The sequence below is a fragment of the Sessilibacter sp. MAH1 genome (assembly GCF_054658315.1).
This window is the reverse complement of the sequence record NZ_BAAGIC010000002.1, coordinates 1-18,535: the sequence shown is the minus strand read 5'-3', so window position 1 is coordinate 18,535 and position 18,535 is coordinate 1. Positions and strand designations below refer to the sequence as shown.

Genomic DNA, 18,535 nt, shown 5'->3' with positions numbered 1-18,535 from the left:
ACCCCTTACACTTTACCCAGCAAGGGCAACGATCTTGGAGTTAGGCCATCAAGCAACAGATGGCTAATATAACCAGCTCCTGCGGATAAGGTTAGAAACCGCAATAACTGACCACCCTTATCCTCGGGCTTCCAGTCATAGGCTTTCTTCAAGCCATAACCCATCATCATCAAAAAACTGACGCTGTGGAAAAACTGGCGGTGATGTGGATTGGTGGCGGGCTCAATCCAATCAGGCAATTTGGAAAAAACCGTGCTGGCGCCAATGGCCAGCAAAGGGTTCACATTCTCACCCTGGCTCTTGCTATAGGACGCCATCGCCACTCCGGTTAATGCGCCTGCCGCAATATGATCAGCTCCACTCGCCATGCTACTTCTCCTTGCGCACGCCCTTAAACGGAGTCTTGTCAGTCGTTTTCACATCCATAAATCTACCCGTTTTAGCGTCCCGCTTAACATAATGACCTGAGGGGGTTTTCGTTTGTGAGCGTCCGCGAACTGCTCCATTGCGGTGACCGTCTCCAGTCGGTGGGTTAGTAGCCATTGATCAATCTCCTAGTGTTAACTATAGTTAAAATAAATATCAACGAATGTTAACAGCATATTTTCTCTGGCACAGATTGTCAACTTCTGCTAAAATATTTTTTAACAGGAGTTAATTTTATGGCCGACCGAAGCGAACAAGCAAAGAAAATTAGCAATAATATCAAAACCTTGAGGGCCGGAATGAACTGGAACCAGTCCAGATTGGCACAGGAAGCGGGAATTAGCGGTGCAGCATTAAGCAAGATAGAACAAGGGGAAGGTCGAGTACCTACAATTGTGGTTCTTCGTAAATTGGCTTCAGCATTAAACGTACAGCTGCATGAGATTACTGGCGAAATGCCTACCGAGGCTTCGGAAGTCGACCAACGTAGTAGAGAATTTTATCGTAGATGGGATATTCTCAATGATTTATCAAAAGAAGATCAGGATAGACTGAGAGACATGGCCGAGCGCCTAAAGGAAATCACGCCCAATAGAAAAAAATAATTCTTACTCATCTTCTTCACTCAAGCAGTCATCATCATAAGTGACTAAAGAATACGAAAACCCTTTGTCTAATAAAATGGAACTTACATATAAGCGCTCTATCGTTACACCTTTGCTATAAGGATTAACCCAATCAATCGCATCAACTTCATCAAAATCAGCTGGGTAAGGAAACTCTGTAACATTAACTAGCAGTTCACGTTGATCCGTAGACAAAGGCGAATTATTGATGAAAAAATCAAAATTCTGTGAAGAAACAAAACGCTTAAAAGTACCATTCTGATGGATTACTAATACAAATGGTTCATTGTTTAGCAGTAGCATACGCCTAAACGTTGCCTCCAATGAACTGTCACACTTAGAAGATATAGCATAGATATTTTCCCAATTAATTTCTCCGTTTGTTATAGCGCTGATTAGCTTTTTTGGCATGAGCAACCCTGAAGCAAACCCATTAGCTTGCCTCTCAATAGGATCATCAAATGGATTTGATAATTCTTTGCTTCCGCACTCAAAAAGCATTTTCTTTTGAGGCATTATATGCATGCAGACATGACCGATTTCATGAGCAACAGTGAAATTAAACCGTCGTTGATCAGGAATGTTTTTGTTGACATATATTAATGCGGCACTATCGTTACCTTGAGCCTTGCCCAAAATTTTCTCTGATGAAAACTCATGCGCTTCTAACACAACATTAAAATGCTCAGAACTGATCGCGCTCACTACTTCTGACGGGATTATTGGTAACAAATCAAATTCAAGCTCTTCTAAAATTTGCTCTGCTTCAGCGATTCCTTTCTGCTCTTCAATCATCTATAAATTACCTGTTTTTGAATATTGGAAAGAACTTTTGCAACGTCTGCTTTGGGTCGAAAGCAGCGGTTAAAATTCTAATTTTTTCATCTACCATTTGTACACTTATAAACTTGTATCAAACAACAATAAAATCACTACGTTAATCAACTATAACGACTTCTTTTATTCTTATTTCCCTAATTCGTGTTTATCGAGTGATAGCTTCTGCATCACGGCGTGATGTAATCCAAAAGGAGCGACTTTGATAAACACTAAAGGCGATCATAAACACAAATCTTCATATCCTATTGTACACCTTCCAAACTTACCGTTGGGCACCTCAAAATACCGCGTGTACCTAGTAGAAGACTCAGGTTTAAGCGGCAAACAGGCTGAAGAGCTTTTAAAAATGCATGGCAGATGATTCAAACGATGAGTAAATATGCGCTTCTTTACTGACGCGTCAGTGATAAAAAAACAAAAAAATTGAAAGACATGGCTTAAAAAGCCAAGAGCATTGCAGCGACAATAACTGAAAGAAAACAACTTTATTAGAGAAAAGGTTTTTCATGACGATGTAACAGCTGGTGGTGATTTTAATAAACGTCCTGTTATGACGCAGATTATCAGTTACCTATAAGCTAACCCTCATAAAAATTATATTGTGATATTAAACACTTTAGCCGCGATATTTAAAAATTGCGCGCCTCATTGTGTTATCAAACATGGGGACTTCTTGGTTTTTTTCTGGCGGAAACAACAACGGATAACCACCTGATATTTCGTGTATTTTTTTAGAATTGTTGCGGTTTGATGTGCCAATGGAACAAAATGTTCTGTGCCCATTTTCATGCGTTCGGCAGGTATTCGCCAAATACGCTCTTCAAGATCAAACTCTTCCCAACGAGCACCACGTAATTCACCGGGGCGCACAAACGTTAAAATTAATAACTCAATAGAAAGCTGCATTAGTAATCTACCCTTAGCTTTATAATTAGCTAATGCCTTTAAAAATTCGGGTAATTCTTTTCTCGGCAAAGAGGCTATGTGTTCTGTTTTACTGAGCTTTTAAAATACTGGTTAAATCAGCGGCGGGATTAATTTCAATTAAATTATTTTGCACGGCGTAACGAAATACTCGACGAACATCTTGCAAGGTTCTACTAGCAATGTCAGGAGCATCAAGATTTTCTACAGCGCGTGTAATTTTAATAATTTCTTGCGGTTTAATTTCGGCAATTGGTTTGTTACCAACTAAAGGAAAGGCGTTTTGTTCTAACCGTAAAAATACGCGGTTTGCGTGGCCTGGCTTCCAAGTGCCCTTTTAATGATTCCACCAATATTCGACAATTTTAGAAAATAAATTACTGGATTTTTCTAATGTCTTAGTAGAAATGAAGTTTGTGCGATGAAATTCAGCGATGAAAAAGATGTGCGTATATTCATTGCTAGGAAAGAGGTCGAGCGTCACAATACTGGGTATGTTTTCGCGGAAATAACCCCGGCGCTTAGAGAGGTTTTGACCAGAGCTGAATCATTGCCTCCACTGAGCCAATACGTGGTTTCAAAGATTTTGCGCGGCGGCCGAAGGGGTCAATTACGCCCAGAAATGATTTCGAGAACATTTCATGAAACCGCAAAGGAGTGTGGAGTATTTAACCATCTCGATAGAGATGAGTGGCCAACGTTTCATGAAATAAGATCGCTAGGATCGAGCGTTTTGGAGCAGTCTGAAAAAAGACCAGTTGATCAGATTCAGGCGCTTTTGGCTCACGCATCAGGAGAGCAAACACAGGTTTATTTGGATGGTCACGGTGATCAGAAATGGATCGAGGCGGTAGCGGGAAACACTAAAATTTGGTGATCTGTGTGGTTTATTTTTCCAAAATATTTCCAAATATTTCAAAAGTATATTTTTTAACCACTTAGAAAAACGTTATTTTTGGTGCCCAAGGCCGGACTTGAACCGGCACGGCTTACGCCACTACCCCCTCAAGATAGCGTGTCTACCAATTCCACCACTTGGGCAAGGGATGTTAAATGTCTTTTACTTAGATGGTCGGAGTGGCCGGATTTGAACCGACGACCACCACACCCCCAGTGTGGTGCGCTACCAGGCTGCGCTACACTCCGAGTTAGTTTTTAGCATTTTTAAGATAGTAAAAACTTAATTTTTAGCAACTTAAGAATAGCTAAAAAACCCGCCAAATCTTTGTTTTCTAAGGCATTTAACAGAGCGCGAGATAATACACTCTTAATTAGCTTTTGCAAGCGTTAGCACAAAGATTTTTTAATCAAAAACGGCGAATTAGTGTATCTGTTTGTTACACCAATTCACCGTATTAAATTAGAAGATAACTGACTAGAAACACTATCAAACTGCGTTTGTTTAAACTGCACCGCAAAAAAACGTTGCCCAAACATATCCGATTCAGTTGTCTTTCAAAACGGCTAACACTTCTTCTAGCTCTACAATCATTTGATGAACAATTTGTTTGAACTGCGTATTGTCTTCAACAGCTTCATCTCCGGTCATACGCTGGCGCGCTCCGTTGATGGTAAAGCCTTGATCGTAGAGTAAAGCTCTAATTTGACGAATTGTGAGAACATCTTGTCGCTGATAGTAGCGACGATTGCCTCTTCGTTTTACTGGTTTTAACTGAGGAAATTCTTGTTCCCAGTATCGCAGTACGTGCGGTTTAACAGCGCACAACTCGCTTACTTCACCAATGGTAAAATAGCGCTTTGCCGGAATGACCGGAAGTTCGTCATTGTGACTTGGTTCCAGCATAGGCCTCCACCCTTGCCTTCAGTTTTTGACCTGGCCTAAAGGTAACCACCCGTCTGGCAGAAATTGGAATTTCTTCGCCAGTTTTGGGGTTGCGCCCTGGGCGTTGACTTTTGTCACGCAGGTCAAAATTGCCAAACCCTGAAAGCTTAACCTGCTCGTTACACTCTAACGCGGTGCGAATCTCTTCAAAAAAAACTTCGACGAGTTCTTTTGCCTCGCGCTTGTTAAATCCGAGCTCTTCATAGAGGAGCTCGGCCAAATCCGCTTTTGTCAGTGCTCCAGTCATAACAGTGTAGCCTTTTTAGTGTGCGGTTACTGTTAAGCTGGCTGATTTGCCAGATTAATCAGCGTAATACCGCGTTAAGCTCCGACTCGAGATACTTGATAACAGCATCAACCGAGGTGTTAATCTGTTCGTCCGTAAGATTGCTCGAAGGATGCTGGAAGGTCAAGCCTAAGGCAACACTTTTTCTTTGTGTATCAATACCTTTGCCCACATAAACGTCAAAAATCTTTAACTCTGTGAGCCAGTCCCCAGCACTATTACGCACCGCTTTTTCTAATTGCAGCCCTGTCACAGTTTGATCAACAACTACTGCGAGGTCGCGACGAACTTCAGGGTGTTTCGACAACGCGGTGTATTCCGGCACTAGGGCTTGAGCAATGTCCGCCTGATTTAACTCAAACACGAATGCTGGCTGATCTAAATCTAGCGCATGTTGAACTTGCGGATGCAAGCAACCAACAATACCCACAATTTTTCCATCAATCAGTATTTGTGCTGTTTGCCCTGGATGCAAAGCACTATGAACAGCCGGCTCAAAAACTACGCTTTCTGGAAGAGCTAACTTACCGGTAAGCGCCAGAATTGCTTCGACGTCACCTTTAATGTCGTAGAAGTCGAATTTATCGCTTTTGCCAAACCAAGATTCACCTTGTTTAGTACCGTAAATCAAACCTGCGATCACTGGTGTTTGAACCAGCTTCTCAAGAGATCCGTCTTCAGAAACGAATTTAAGTCCCGTCTCAAACAGTTTTGCACGTGCTTGTTGGCGGTTCAGGTTGTGCTTAAGGCTGTTAATTAATCCGGCCCACAGACTGGTGCGCATCACCGACATATCGGCACTAATTGGATTCTGCAAAGGAACCGGAGTAATGCCTGGGTCAATGATTGACTGAATTTTAGTATCAACAAAACTGTAGCAGATAGCTTCTTGATAGCCTCTAGCGACAAGCGTGGCACGAATTCGGCCGAGCGGCGTTTGCGTTTCAGTTTGACGATCAATCCGCATCGGTAATGCCATAGAGGTAACCGGCAAATTGTTATAGCCATAGACACGAGCAATTTCTTCAAGTAGATCTTCTTCGATGCTGATATCAAAGCGATAGCTTGGTATTGCAAACGTCCAAGAAGAGTCATCAGAAGATACAACTTCTAAACCTAAGCGAGTTAAAATTTGCAGAACGTCTTCGTCAGCAAGAGAAAATCCTAAACCAGACTCAATACGAGCTTTGCGCAAGGTAACTTGCACTGGAGCAGGAACCGAATCATTCTCAGCAACCACAACTGGGCCTGGAACACCGCCTACAATATCGATGATAAGTTGCGTTGCGCGCTCGATGGCTCTTGTTGCTAGATTGTAATCCACGCCGCGCTCAAAGCGGTGTGAAGAATCAGTATGCAGACCATATCGACGCGCTCGATTCGCAATGGTCAGCGGGTTAAAGAATGCCGCTTCTAGGAAAATGTTGGTAGTTGCATCCGTTACCGAAGAGGGTTCTCCACCCATAATGCCTGCCATTGCCAACGGGCCAGACGCATCGGCGATCACCAAAACATCGGTATCAAGCTCCACTTCTTCACCATTGAGCAAGACCAACTTTTCTTTATCTTTGGCAAAGCGAACCGTAATTTGGGTATCGAGTTTATCGAGGTCGAAAGCATGCATAGGCTGACCTAATTCCATAAGCACAAAATTGGTCACATCTACGATTGCATCAATACTACGCACGCCACCGCGGCGTAATTTCTCTTGTAACCACAAAGGACTTGGTTTTGAAACGTCAACGCCTTGGATAACTCGACCAACATATCTTGGACACGAATCTTCAGCTTGCAGCTCTACAGGAAATGTTACTTCAGAAGCTGCGTCTACTGGCTCAATGGCTGGCCCGCAAACTTCACTTCGGTTTAACACACCTACTTCGCGGGCGATACCTTGAATACTCAAGCAATCGCTGCGGTTTGGCGTAAGGTCTACCTCAATGCATTGATCATTTAACTTCAAATATTCGTTCAGATCGACGCCAACCGGAGCATCTAAGGGTAATTCCCATAAGCCGGAGTCATCATCACCAGCTTGCAGCTCTGTCTGAGCGCAGAGCATTCCAAAAGACTCTACGCCGCGTAGTTTGGCTTTTTTAATCTTAAATGCTTTTCCGTCTTCGCCAGGAGGTAAGGACGCTCCGACCGTGGCGAAAGGTATTTTGATGCCAACTCGCGCGTTGGGAGCACCACAGACAACCTGCTTGGTCTCATCGCCGTCGCCAGCAACGGTACAAACACGAAGTTTATCGGCATCTGGGTGTTGTTCTGCGGCTATGATTTCGCCCACAACTACACCGGTGAATTGACCAGCAACCGACTCGACTGCGTCGACTTCTAATCCGGCCATGGTAATTTGATCAACTAATTGCTGCGTATCGATATTTGGGTTAACCCACTCACGCAACCAAGATTCGGAGAATTTCATGCTTCAATCTGCTCTTTTCGGTTCTTTAGGCGTGTTTTACACGGCGAGTATTAGCGAAACTGTTTTAAGAATTTTACGTCGTTCTCAAAGAACAAACGTAAATCATTAACGCCGTAACGCAGCATAGCTAAACGCTCAACACCCAAACCAAAGGCGAAACCGGTGTACTTCTCTGGATCAACACCACTGGCTCGAAGAACATTAGGATGAACCATGCCGCAACCACCAACTTCCAGCCAACCCGTTTTACTGGATTCCCATTGAATATCGAACTCGGCTGACGGCTCTGTGAAAGGGAAAAAAGACGGACGGAAACGCACTTCTAGATCACGCTCAAAGAACGCTTGAAGGAACTGCACAATGGTGCCCTTGAGGTCGGCGAAGCTAATATTTTGATCAATTGCCAAACCTTCTACTTGATGGAACATCGGCGTATGGGTTTGATCAGAATCGCAGCGGTAAACACGGCCAGGACAAATGATATAAATTGGAGGCTCTTGCGATTCCATGGTTCGCACTTGTACTGGTGAAGTGTGTGTACGAAGCACATGGTTTTCATCGATATAAAAAGTATCGTGCATGGCGCGAGCTGGGTGATGAGCCGGGATATTTAAGGCATCGAAGTTGTGATAGTTGTCTTCGATTTCAGGACCTTGCTCAACTCGATAACCTACCGCAGAAAATATTTTTTCAATGCGTTCTAGGGTTCGTGTTACTGGGTGCAAACCACCCATTTCCGATTGTCGACCAGGAAGAGTTACATCGAGTGTTTCACTTGCTAACTTCGCATTAATAGAAGCTTGTTCAAGTTGACTTTTTTTCTCGTTGATTCGATCTTGGACCTGTTGCTTGGCTTCGTTAATTTTTGCACCGGCAGCAGGACGCTCCTCAGCCGTTAACTTTCCTAAGCTTTTTAGTAACGCAGTGATTTGGCCTTTTTTACCCAAATATTCAACACGCACATGATCCAGTGCGGCTAAATCTTCAGCCTTTTCAACCAAGCCAAGCGCTTCATTGGTGAGCGCGGCTAGATTCTCCATGCGGACTTCTCCAAATAGTCTTACACAAGAGTTAATTATTCTTGCAGAGTGTTTCTGCGGTATTTTACCGGCACAAAAAAAGGGAGAAGCTCAAGCCCCTCCCCTTTTTTTGGCTATCCTGTAAAACGAATTTTACGGATTTGAATTGGGATTACGCTAGGGCTGCTTTCGCTTGTTCAACGATGGCAGCAAAAGTCGCTTTGTCATGAATGGCAAGATCAGCCAATACACGACGGTCCAATTCAATGTTTGCCTTTTTAAGGCCAGCGATTAAGCGGCTATAGCTCATACCTAAAGCACGAGATTGTGCATTGATACGAGTGATCCATAGAGCACGGAAGTTACGCTTTTTAACGCGACGGTCGCGGTAAGCATATTGACCGGCCTTAATGACCGCTTGTTTGGCTACGCGGAATACACGTGAACGTGCACCATAGTAACCTTTAGCTGCTTTCAAAACTTTCTTGTGACGACGACGCGCCTCAACACCACGTTTTACACGGGCCATATTCTCTTCCTCAAAATTCTCGTGTTGTTAAAACGGGCCAATTACTTGGCGCGTAGCATACGATCTACCAATGGTTTATCAGCTGCGTTTAGCACTGAAGTGCCGCGCAATTGACGCTTACGCTTGGTAGTCATTTTGGTCAAGATATGGCTTTTGTTAGCGTGTTTGTGCTTGTAACCGCTAGCCGTCTTTTTGAAGCGCTTTGCAGCACCGCTATGTACTTTAGCTTTTGGCATGGGATGAAAACTCCATCACAGACCCCTTAAAGACTCTAAGTATATTAATACCCAGGGGGATCAACTGTTAACGTTAAAAAGTAGGTCGGTAGCTAAAAACCTGGCTACTTTTGTTTGCTTAGCTACTTACGCAACCCATGTTCATGAGTTACTAAATAGCTTACCTCAGCCTCACTATAATAAATCACAGTTGAAAGCCGAGGCGAAATTCTACACATCCAATGATATCGGGAAAACTTATTTTTTCTTTTTCGGTGCGATAACCATCAATAGCTGGCGACCTTCCATTTTAGGACGTTGCTCAACCACACCAAATTCTTCCAAATCTTTCTCGATACGTTCTAGCATTTCCATACCGAGTTCTTGGTGGGCCATTTCTCGACCACGATAACGCAGAGAGATTTTAGCCTTATCGCCGTCTTCTAAGAAACGAATTAAGCTCTTAAGCTTAATTTTGTAATCGCCAATATCGGTACCGGGACGAAATTTCATTTCTTTAACTTGCTGTTGCTTTTGTTTCTTTTTAGCAGCAGCGCGTTGCTTTTTGATTTCAAACAAGTGTTTGCCGTAGTCCATTACCTTACAAACCGGCGGATCGGACTGAGCAGCCATTTCAACTAAATCTAAACTGGCCGCTCGCGCGGTACTGAGAGCTTCATCTATTGGAACAATTCCTACTTGCTCGCCATCTGCACCGATCAATCGAACCGTGGCGGATTGGATTTGATCGTTAATCCGGGCTTTTTTTGAACTACCGGCAGCTGCTTCTCGTTTGATAATTGTGTCTCCTAAACTATGAGCCTAAGCCCTTAAACCTGTTGCTAGTTACTAGCGCTATCAGTGCGACCTAGATTTGCAATGTCTTTATTGATGAGCTCAACAAACTCATCTATGGACATTACGCCTAAATCTTCACCGGTACGTGTTCTAACCGCAACAGCATTTGACTGAGCTTCCTTATCGCCAGTGACAAGCAAATAAGGAACCTTTTGTAAAGTGTGCTCTCGAATTTTAAATCCGATCTTTTCGTTTCTCAAGTCGCTTGATACTCGCAAGCCATGATTAGCAAGTTGTTTTTCAACACTTTTAACGTAATCTGCCTGAGCATCGGTAATATTCATGATCGCAACCTGAGTTGGAGCCAACCAAGTTGGGAATGCACCTTCGAAGTTTTCGATTAAAATACCAATAAAACGCTCGAAGGAACCAAGAATAGCTCGATGCAACATAACCGGAGTCTGGCGACTGCCATCTTCAGCAACGAATTGTGCGCCAAGACGACCGGGCATTGAGAAATCCACTTGGATGGTTCCACACTGCCAAACTCGACCAATACAATCTTTCAGAGAAAACTCAATCTTCGGACCATAGAATGCGCCTTCACCGGGCAACAACTCAAAGCCCAAACCTTTAGCATCAAGCGCATCGGCAAGTGCTTTTTCTGCCTTATCCCAAACTTCATCACTACCAACTCGTTGTTCTGGACGAGTGGAAAGACGAATAATGACCGAGTCAAAACCGAAATCACGATACACCGAGTAGAGCAAATCGGTAAACGTAGAGACTTCGGTTTGAATAGAGTTTTCCGCACAGAAGATATGTCCATCGTCTTGAGTAAAGCCACGAACACGCATGATACCTTGAAGTGTGCCCGAAGCCTCATTGCGATGGCATGAACCAAATTCAGCCAGACGCATTGGCAATTCTTTATAAGATTTTAAGCCTTGGTTGAACACCTGAATATGACAAGGACAGTTCATTGGCTTAATCGCAAAATCACGAGATTCGGATTCAACTGTGAACATATCGTCGCGAAATTTATCCCAGTGACCCGATTTTTCCCAAAGCACACGATCAACAACTTGCGGGGTTTTAATCTCTAGATAGCCATTCTCGCGCTGAATTTTGCGCATATACTGCTCGATGGCAGTGTAAACAGCCCAGCCCTTGGGATGCCAAAACACCATGCCAGGCGCTTCTTCTTGCAAATGGAAAAGGTCGAACTTTTTACCGAGTTTACGGTGATCGCGCTTAACGGCTTCTTCTAAAAATCTAAGATGTTCTTTCAACTGTTTTTTATCGGCAAACGCAGTACCGTAGATACGTTGAAGCATCTTATTGTTAGAGTCACCTCGCCAGTAGGCACCAGAAACTCGTTGCAATTTAAAGTGTTCACAAAACCCCATGTGCGGAACATGCGGCCCACGACACATATCAACGTATTCTTCGTGATGATACAAGCCCGGCTTATCTGACTTTGGAACATCGCGATCAAGAATTTCCATTTTGTAGCTTTCGCCGCGAGCCTGGAAAGTATCGTACGCCTCATCCCAGCTAACTTTCTTTTTGACGACAGAATACTTTGTTGAAGCCAGCTCTTTCATGCGTTTTTCAAGCGCTTCAACATCTTCGTCGGTCAATCGATACTCTAGGTCGATATCGTAATAGAAACCGTTTTCGATGGTAGGGCCAATCGCCATCTTAGCGTCTGGCCACATTTGTTTGAGAGCATGACCCAATAAGTGAGCACACGAGTGGCGGATAATCTCAATGCCATCTTCGTCTTTAGGAGTAAAGATAACTAAATCCGCATCATCTTCGATTATGTCCACAGCATCATGACGAACACCGTTAACACGGCCACCAAGCGTAACTTTCGCAAGGCCAGGACCAATGTCTTTAGCTACGTCTAAAATAGATACAGGATGATCAAATGAGCGTTGTGAACCATCTGGGAGAGTAATGACAGGCATATGTACTTCCTTACTTCAGTGGTGACTCCTACCAAAAGCCACTTGATTTGGGGTTTAAAGCGAATCTACATTATTTCGAAAGAAAAGTTTTACCAAGTGATAACTAACTTTTCTTTATTTGAGTTGGTACGACCGAGTGGACTCGAACCACCGACCCCCACCATGTCAAGGTGGTGCTCTAACCAACTGAGCTACGGTCGTATAGGACTTTTCAAGAGGCGCGCACTTTACCAGCTTGATTTATTGAGCGCAAGTATTAAAAACTCGTTCTAAATTAATTGTTTAGCTGCGACAATAAGTGTTCATTCCAATTTTATAAGCCGCTTTAATCGTGAACCCTAATCGCCAAGCAAATGTCATCGCCATCACCGGAGCTTCAGGCTTAATTGGAGGCGTTCTAGTAACTCAATTAAAAAACACCGGCCACGAAGCTGTCGAACTGTCTCGCAACAACGGCACCGTGAATAACTTTAACTCCTTTACCGAAGCCGTCAAAAATGTAGATGTGCTCGTACACCTAGCCGCGGTAACACATAATCCAAACGCAACCTACCAAGATTATTACGAAGGTAATGTTGAGTTCACAGAAAAGATTTGTACTTGGATTACTGAAGCCAAGAATAAAAATCTTGCTGACATCAAGAGAGTCCTACTTATAAGCAGCATTAAAGTTATGGGAGAATCTACTCTGCCCGACCAGCCATTTGCACATACCTCTACTTGCAACCCCGAAGATAACTATGGAAAGACCAAGTTACTCGCGGAACAGAAGCTCAAGAGTATGTGTAATGAAGCTGGGACCGAATGGTGCATAATTAGACCACCGCTTGTTTATACACCGAATGCAAAAGGTAACTTACAACTCCTATCAAAAGTCATTGATTGGCACCTACCTTTGCCACTAGGAAATATACAAAATCGCCGAGACCTAGTTGATATTAAAAATTTAGTTGAGCTCATTTCAATCTGCTCTACTCATCCAGCCGCAAGCAGCCAAATCTTTTTAGTCTCGGATGGAAAACCGCTAAGTACGTCAGAATTAGTAAAAAAAATAGCTACAGATACCAATAGAAAAGTACGGCTCATACGCATTCCAAAATTCATACAAATGTGGATAAAAAGTTACAGTCACAAATCTAGTTTGATACAACGACTGTTCGGCAATCTAGAAGTCGACATTACTCATACATCAAAAACACTGAACTGGCACCCAAATACCAAACCGAATGATCTCTAACAACTTCGCAATACTACTCGCCTCAGCCATCGTAATTTTTGGATTTACACTTTGGTTAACCAATGTGTATCGAAAACATGCAATACAAAAAGGTATTATCGACAACCCAAATCACAGAAGCTCTCATAAAACTCCAACTCCAACAGGTGGAGGAATTGTAACCGTCTGCGGAATTATAGCCGTTTGGGCGATTTGCTATGGGTTGCAAATGTTATCGATCAAAGAATTCTTAGCGCTAACTATTCCAGGTTCAATTATTGCCGCCGTAGGATTCTTCGACGACAAACACAACCTTCCGAGAAGAATTCGTTTTATTGCACAAATAGTGTCTGCGTGTATTACGATATCTTTAATATACCCACTGCCAGACATTCAAATTTGGCAAAACATTTCAATAGAACTCAATGGCTTAGGGATTATTGCGGTAGTGATCGGTATAGTTTGGATGACCAACCTATATAACTTCATGGACGGAATCGACGGAATCGCAGGAGCAGAAGCGGTAACCGTACTCGCAGGCGCAAGCCTTATATGCTTCATCAACGGACAAGTAGAATTAGCAGCAGTCTTAATTACCAGCTCCCTACCCGTCTACGGATTCCTCTACTGGAACTGGCCACCAGCAAAGATTTTCATGGGCGACGCATGCAGCACATTTCTGGGAATGACATTCGCCACACTCGCACTCATAACATCAAAAAGTGAAGCCATAAACCTATGGAGCTGGTTTATATTACTCTCACTATTCATTTTAGATGCAACAATAACCTTGCTGGTTAGAATCGCTACCGGACAAAAATGGAGAGAAGCGCATAGGACACATTTGTATCAGAAATTATCCCTATTGTACGGACACAAAACTTCCACATCACTTTTTATTGGTATTAATTTTATAGTGCTAACAACGTTAATATATAATGCAAAATTGCCTACCAGTTTCTATTTGATAACAACGCTAATCATTTTGACAGTTATTTTAAGATTTAAACCGGGCATAAAGATCTCTTTAGTCTCAAAATCTATCAGAAATACAAATGTCGAATAATTTTTCAGTCTCTATAGTGACATATAACTCAGACCTCAGAAATCTAGAGAAAACATTACGCAGCTTAGCAGGTGAAATTGACTTTATAGAAAGCCAAAGCAACTTTAGTGTGACAACAATAGAGATCGTGGATAACGCATCCACAGAAGTATACCGAGAAAACCTTAAGACTTTAGTTAGCCAATTAAGCATATGTACTAAAACTTTAGTTACTCTTCTAGATAAAAACATAGGTTTTGGACAAGGCCACAACATAGCCCTATCAAAATCGAATAGCAATTACCATTTATTTTTAAATCCAGATTTAGAGTTTTTAAATCACTCTCTAATAGAAGGCCTAAACTCATTAAACAACAATCCGAATATAGGATTAGTTGCGCCTAGAATATTTAATTTAGAGATGAAAGAGCAAAATTTACATGGTAGAAAACCTAAACTGACTGACTTAGCCCTTAGATCCATAGCTCCTACATTTTTAAAAAGATTATTTAAACGTAGGCTAAACAATCTTTACAATGTGCCTTTTGACGAAACAATTACAAATAATGACCCTATATTTATTTCCGGATGCTGTATGCTGCTGAACACTCAAGCAGCAAAAACCGTCAACGGATTTTCCGAAAAATACTTCCTGTATTTCGAAGATTACGACTTTACCGAAAAGATACAAAATATTCGTTCAGTATTGATAAACTCCAAATTTTTAGTGAAACACTATGGCGGCAATACACATAAGAAACCCTTGCTCCACTGGAAGTATTATATAAAATCGATGGTCAAGTACTTATACAAAAGTAAATAAATGTCGTTAAGGAATTAATAACTAATGGTCCACATAGACCCGGATAAATCCAACGCAAAATTCAAAAGATGCGTGTTTAGTTCAAATGAATGGTTGGCTCTAATTTCAACGGTATTCGTTATTAAGATAATTTATCTTCTACTTGACCCTAACGTCATGTTTTTTATGGGCGATTCTGGTGCATATTTATATACAGCAGAGACTGGTTGGGTGCCTCCAGATAGGTCTTATATTTATGGCATGATTCTGATGCCAATTATAGGGCTATCTCAAAATCTAACTTCGGTAATCATATTTCAAACAATTATTGGTACGATATCTTCAGTTATCTTTGCACTATTAATACTAAAAAATATCAGCCAGAATAAATACTTGGTGTATATGGCTGCAATATTATTTTCGCTGGACCCTTTCCAGCTAACTTACGAACGCTTTTTATTAACAGAAACGATTTCTGCTTTCTTCTTTGTCGTATTTTTATTTTTGTGTTGTGAAATAACAAAAAACAAGGGCTTATTGTGGGTAATTCCATTATCGATTACATTGGCTGTATTATGCGTTATGACCAGAACAGCCTATTTTCCTGCCATAGTAGTAACCTACATAACAGGAACCTCCATTCTAATCCTCAAACATTATCTAAAAAATATCCAAAATTCAAACATATCCAAATACTTACCAACTTTAGCTGTGATTACATCTGTTCCCATACTTATTATTTCTTTAAATTTAGGTAAATCAGAACAATCTCGACACGATGGCTATTTTTGGATATCTTCTGTATCACCACTAGTTACCGAAAAAGACTTTATAAAAAGCGGATTAAAAATAAGTATTCTAGAAAAGTCGAGAGCAGATTGTGGTTCTGACATTAACTCACGTGAAAAACACAGATGGATTAAAGGATGTTTGGTAAGCCTAATTCATCAAGAACTGGGAAATCATGAAACAGCTGTGTTAAAGGCAAAGGAAATCGCAAAAGAAACAATCTACAAACAGCCTTTGCAGTACCTACAGCTAGGCGTACTGACATACTTAAATTTCTGGGATAATAAAGTAATTCACACATCATTAAAAAGAGATACTGGAATTGGTCGAAAATTAACAGAAAAATTTAATAATGAACTTAGAGACAAATACAATCTCGACTACTCTGATTATCATACAAAAGAAACAGTTAGCAGGATCTATCTACTAAACTCCACAATCTGGGTTAAAATTCTACTGATAACACCATTTCTTTTACTAATTTCAACCCTACTTTCAGCAAAAAATAATAAACCAATTATCATTTTATTATTTCTGTGCTGCTCTGCTTACATTGCAACTATAAGTCTATTTGTAACTGACAATGTAGTGAGATATCTACACCCTTTAGGTATTTTTGCAATATCTTCAATTATCATCCTTATAGAAAGCGCCAACATCAAACTTCGTAAGATAGAACAATGAATAAAATCGCCGTAATTTTACCAGCATACAATGAAGAGTTAACAATAAAAGACTGCATTTTAGATTTTCACAAATCAGTACCAAACGCCCAAATTATAATAGTCAACAACAACTCGTCAGATGAAACAAAAAAAATTGCAGAAGAAACTCTAAAGCATCATAACATCGACGGAGAGGTAATTGATGAAGATCGCCAAGGTAAGGGTTATGCAGTAAGAACAGCTTTCAAAAAAACTGAAGCGGACATTTATATACTAAGTGATGCTGATTTAACTTACCCGGCATCTGAAGCATTAAAAATGGTAGAAATACTAATAAAAAACAATGCAGATATGATTGTAGGCGACCGACATTCATTAGGTGGATACGCTAAAGAAAATAAAAGAAAGTTTCACAACTTCGGCAACAACATTGTAGCTTATCTCATAAACAAACTCTTCCGTTCAAACCTAAAAGATATCATGAGCGGGTTTAGAGTATTCAACAGAAAATTCATCAAAAACTACCCCATTCTGGTTAATGGCTTTGAACTAGAAACGGATATGACTTTACACTCACTCGACAAGAGGTTAAAAGTAGTAGAGCATCCAATTGAATACAAAGACAGACCGGAAGGTAGTGAATCAAAATTAAACACTATCGCAGATGGCGCTAAAGTCTTGTTTGCTATATTCCAATTGTTACGACATTACCGTCCAATGGTTTTTTTTGGCTTATTAACAATTATATTTTCTATTCTTGGAATATTTTCGGGTATTCCAGCAATTTTAGACTACATACAAACGGGGTTTGTAGAACACCTACCATTAGCAGTACTAGCAACTGGTTTGGAAGTACTGGCACTTATATCTCTATCAATAGGATTAATACTGGACTCAATAAATCATCAAAACAGGATGAATTTTGAAAAAAATTATTAATAACGGCCCCTTACGAAATGAAATAAAATATTTTATATTAGCGGGGGCTTCCGGTTTTTTAGTCGATACTACAATTCTATTAATACTTAGCCAACATCTAAATCCTTTTATTTCGCGGCTAATTTCGTTCACAGCAGCATTAGTAATAACATGGAAGATTAACAGCAAACTTACATTTAAAGGTAGACCAAATAACTTCTTAAAATATATGCTGGGGCAAAACATCGGTGTATTAATAAATTACGCAATATACACAATCGCTATTTACGCTCTAGGAAGAAAAGAAATCGACCTGATATACGCCATGATTTTGAGCTCAACCGGCGCGATGTTTGTTAACTTCGCCTTAATGAAGTTTTGGGTATTTAAAAAAAATAAAAACCCGAAAAAAATCGAAAATTAAAATATATTTTGAGAAAAAAACATATATAACTAAAAATCTGAAAACACACAGATAATCACAAACTAAACAATAGAAAAGTTTCTTGGTTTCAAGTAATAACTGCAATCAATTATGCAGCAAGTAAATCTACTCGCTGCCCTAAAAATAATTCATTCGGTGATTTACCACCACGTGTTGCTCGGGGGCGACTATTCAATCGGTTCATGACAAATTGAATCTCTTCATCCGTCACCTTATTAAAGTCCGTTCGCTTTGGAAAATACTGCCTAATCAAACCATTGGTGTTCTCATTAATTCCACGCTCCCAAGAAGCATAAGGATGGGCAAAATAAATACTGACACCTAATTCTTGAGCAATACGCTGATGCTCTGCAAACTCCAATCCATTATCTAACGTTAGTGTCTTCAACCGATCAGCAATCGGTTTCAAGTATTTAATCGCCTCATCAGCTAACTTATTTGCATGTTTGCCGTTGAGACGAATAATAATCGTATACAAGGTTTTCCTTTCTACCATTGTCAATAAGGCACTATGGCGATTTTTGCCTATGATCGTATCTCCTTCCCAATCACCCACTCGTCGACGTAAATCAACAATGGCTGGACGCTCTTCTATACTGACACGGTTTTTCAGCTTACCTCGTCGATCATTGTGTCCGTAACGTTTACGATAGGGCTTAGCTGCAATCCTTAAGTGCGTGTATAAATCACCGCCTTGCGCTTTATCCGTATACACCAGTTGATAAATGGTTTCATGATGCAGTTG

The 18,535-nt window shown here is 41.0% G+C and carries 20 protein-coding genes, 3 tRNA genes and 2 pseudogenes; 9 read left to right on the top strand and 16 right to left on the bottom strand.

Translation table 11 applies throughout. The annotated features are described in order from the left end of the window. Positions 1-5 precede the first annotated feature (5 nt). Positions 6-368 carry a metal-dependent hydrolase gene (locus tag ACYQ28_RS01960; protein WP_460047667.1) on the bottom strand — a complete coding sequence of 121 codons (363 nt, stop codon included), beginning with the start codon at positions 366-368 and terminating at the stop codon, positions 6-8. Between the two features lie 294 nt (positions 369-662). Here ACYQ28_RS01960 and ACYQ28_RS01955 point away from each other — a divergent pair, with 294 nt between their 5' ends. After that, positions 663-1,031 carry a helix-turn-helix domain-containing protein gene (locus tag ACYQ28_RS01955; protein WP_460047665.1) on the top strand — a complete coding sequence of 123 codons (369 nt, stop codon included), beginning with the start codon at positions 663-665 and terminating at the stop codon, positions 1,029-1,031. Positions 1,032-1,034: 3 nt separating this feature from the next. On the opposite strand, the gene ACYQ28_RS01950 is transcribed toward ACYQ28_RS01955, so the two are convergent. Further along, positions 1,035-1,847 (bottom strand): ImmA/IrrE family metallo-endopeptidase, encoded by an 813-nt coding sequence (locus ACYQ28_RS01950; RefSeq protein ID WP_460047663.1) that lies wholly within the window; start codon positions 1,845-1,847, stop codon positions 1,035-1,037. A gap of 244 nt (positions 1,848-2,091) precedes the next feature. On the opposite strand from ACYQ28_RS01950, the gene ACYQ28_RS01945 reads away from it, so the two are divergent. Then, positions 2,092-2,253, top strand: coding sequence for a hypothetical protein (locus tag ACYQ28_RS01945; RefSeq protein WP_460047662.1), 162 nt, complete (start codon positions 2,092-2,094; stop codon positions 2,251-2,253). Positions 2,254-2,537: 284 nt separating this feature from the next. Here ACYQ28_RS01945 and ACYQ28_RS01940 read toward each other — a convergent pair whose 3' ends face one another. Together ACYQ28_RS01940 and ACYQ28_RS01935 are read right to left on the bottom strand one after the other, a co-directional pair. Further along, positions 2,538-2,867, bottom strand: coding sequence for a tyrosine-type recombinase/integrase (locus tag ACYQ28_RS01940; RefSeq protein ID WP_460047660.1), 330 nt, complete (start codon positions 2,865-2,867; stop codon positions 2,538-2,540). Positions 2,868-2,886: 19 nt separating this feature from the next. After that, positions 2,887-3,138, bottom strand: a pseudogene (locus tag ACYQ28_RS01935) (phage integrase central domain-containing protein); the annotation flags it as partial. A 96-nt stretch (positions 3,139-3,234) separates the two neighbouring features. Here ACYQ28_RS01935 and ACYQ28_RS01930 point away from each other — a divergent pair. After that, positions 3,235-3,693 (top strand): annotated as a pseudogene (locus tag ACYQ28_RS01930) (tyrosine-type recombinase/integrase); the annotation flags it as partial. A 79-nt stretch (positions 3,694-3,772) separates the two neighbouring features. Here ACYQ28_RS01930 and ACYQ28_RS01925 read toward each other — a convergent pair. From ACYQ28_RS01925 to ACYQ28_RS01875, 11 genes are all read right to left on the bottom strand, one after another. Further along, positions 3,773-3,857: transfer RNA gene (locus tag ACYQ28_RS01925), tRNA-Leu, on the bottom strand. Between the two features lie 28 nt (positions 3,858-3,885). Continuing rightward, a tRNA-Pro gene (locus tag ACYQ28_RS01920) sits at positions 3,886-3,962 on the bottom strand. 298 nt (positions 3,963-4,260) lie between these two features. Further along, on the bottom strand, positions 4,261-4,620 hold the full coding sequence (locus ACYQ28_RS01915) for a MerR family transcriptional regulator (protein WP_460047659.1): 360 nt from the start codon (positions 4,618-4,620) through the stop codon (positions 4,261-4,263). Further along, positions 4,598-4,906 (bottom strand): integration host factor subunit alpha, encoded by a 309-nt coding sequence (ihfA, locus tag ACYQ28_RS01910; protein WP_460047658.1) that lies wholly within the window; start codon positions 4,904-4,906, stop codon positions 4,598-4,600. Before ihfA ends, ACYQ28_RS01915 begins: the two co-directional genes overlap by 23 nt. Before the next feature lie 58 nt (positions 4,907-4,964). After that, positions 4,965-7,373, bottom strand: a complete 2,409-nt coding sequence (gene pheT / locus ACYQ28_RS01905; RefSeq protein ID WP_460047656.1) for a phenylalanine--tRNA ligase subunit beta — start codon at positions 7,371-7,373, stop codon at positions 4,965-4,967. A gap of 50 nt (positions 7,374-7,423) precedes the next feature. Continuing rightward, positions 7,424-8,413, bottom strand: coding sequence for a phenylalanine--tRNA ligase subunit alpha (gene pheS / locus ACYQ28_RS01900; protein WP_460047655.1), 990 nt, complete (start codon positions 8,411-8,413; stop codon positions 7,424-7,426). Between the two features lie 151 nt (positions 8,414-8,564). Next, positions 8,565-8,921, bottom strand: a complete 357-nt coding sequence (rplT, locus tag ACYQ28_RS01895; protein WP_460047653.1) for a 50S ribosomal protein L20 — start codon at positions 8,919-8,921, stop codon at positions 8,565-8,567. Between the two features lie 41 nt (positions 8,922-8,962). Further along, a complete protein-coding gene (gene rpmI / locus ACYQ28_RS01890; protein ID WP_460047651.1) occupies positions 8,963-9,157 on the bottom strand; it encodes a 50S ribosomal protein L35 in 195 nt (64 codons plus the stop codon). A gap of 237 nt (positions 9,158-9,394) precedes the next feature. Further along, positions 9,395-9,934 (bottom strand): translation initiation factor IF-3, encoded by a 540-nt coding sequence (gene infC, locus ACYQ28_RS01885; protein ID WP_460048116.1) that lies wholly within the window; start codon positions 9,932-9,934, stop codon positions 9,395-9,397. A 44-nt stretch (positions 9,935-9,978) separates the two neighbouring features. Then, positions 9,979-11,910, bottom strand: coding sequence for a threonine--tRNA ligase (gene thrS, locus ACYQ28_RS01880; protein WP_460047650.1), 1,932 nt, complete (start codon positions 11,908-11,910; stop codon positions 9,979-9,981). A 124-nt stretch (positions 11,911-12,034) separates the two neighbouring features. Beyond that, positions 12,035-12,111, bottom strand: a tRNA-Val gene (locus ACYQ28_RS01875). Positions 12,112-12,241: 130 nt separating this feature from the next. Here ACYQ28_RS01875 and ACYQ28_RS01870 point away from each other — a divergent pair. The 6 genes from ACYQ28_RS01870 to ACYQ28_RS01845 all read left to right on the top strand — a co-directional run bounded on the left by ACYQ28_RS01870 (position 12,242) and on the right by ACYQ28_RS01845 (position 17,769). After that, positions 12,242-13,147 carry an NAD-dependent epimerase/dehydratase family protein gene (locus tag ACYQ28_RS01870; protein ID WP_460047648.1) on the top strand — a complete coding sequence of 302 codons (906 nt, stop codon included), beginning with the start codon at positions 12,242-12,244 and terminating at the stop codon, positions 13,145-13,147. A gap of 64 nt (positions 13,148-13,211) precedes the next feature. After that, on the top strand, positions 13,212-14,192 hold the full coding sequence (locus ACYQ28_RS01865; RefSeq protein ID WP_460164684.1) for an MraY family glycosyltransferase: 981 nt from the start codon (positions 13,212-13,214) through the stop codon (positions 14,190-14,192). After that, positions 14,182-14,994: a glycosyltransferase gene (locus ACYQ28_RS01860; protein ID WP_460047645.1), complete on the top strand. Its 813-nt coding sequence runs from the start codon at positions 14,182-14,184 to the stop codon at positions 14,992-14,994. The genes ACYQ28_RS01865 and ACYQ28_RS01860 overlap by 11 nt, the downstream gene beginning before the upstream one ends. Positions 14,995-15,018: 24 nt before the next feature. After that, positions 15,019-16,446: a hypothetical protein gene (locus tag ACYQ28_RS01855; protein ID WP_460047643.1), complete on the top strand. Its 1,428-nt coding sequence runs from the start codon at positions 15,019-15,021 to the stop codon at positions 16,444-16,446. After that, on the top strand, positions 16,443-17,366 hold the full coding sequence (locus ACYQ28_RS01850) for a glycosyltransferase family 2 protein (protein WP_460047642.1): 924 nt from the start codon (positions 16,443-16,445) through the stop codon (positions 17,364-17,366). The genes ACYQ28_RS01855 and ACYQ28_RS01850 overlap by 4 nt, the downstream gene beginning before the upstream one ends. After that, a complete protein-coding gene (locus ACYQ28_RS01845; RefSeq protein WP_460047640.1) occupies positions 17,350-17,769 on the top strand; it encodes a GtrA family protein in 420 nt (139 codons plus the stop codon). The genes ACYQ28_RS01850 and ACYQ28_RS01845 overlap by 17 nt, the downstream gene beginning before the upstream one ends. Positions 17,770-17,878: 109 nt before the next feature. On the opposite strand, the gene ACYQ28_RS01840 is transcribed toward ACYQ28_RS01845, so the two are convergent. Further along, on the bottom strand, positions 17,879-18,535 hold a 657-nt coding region (locus ACYQ28_RS01840; RefSeq protein ID WP_460047638.1), incomplete at its 5' end, for an IS30 family transposase.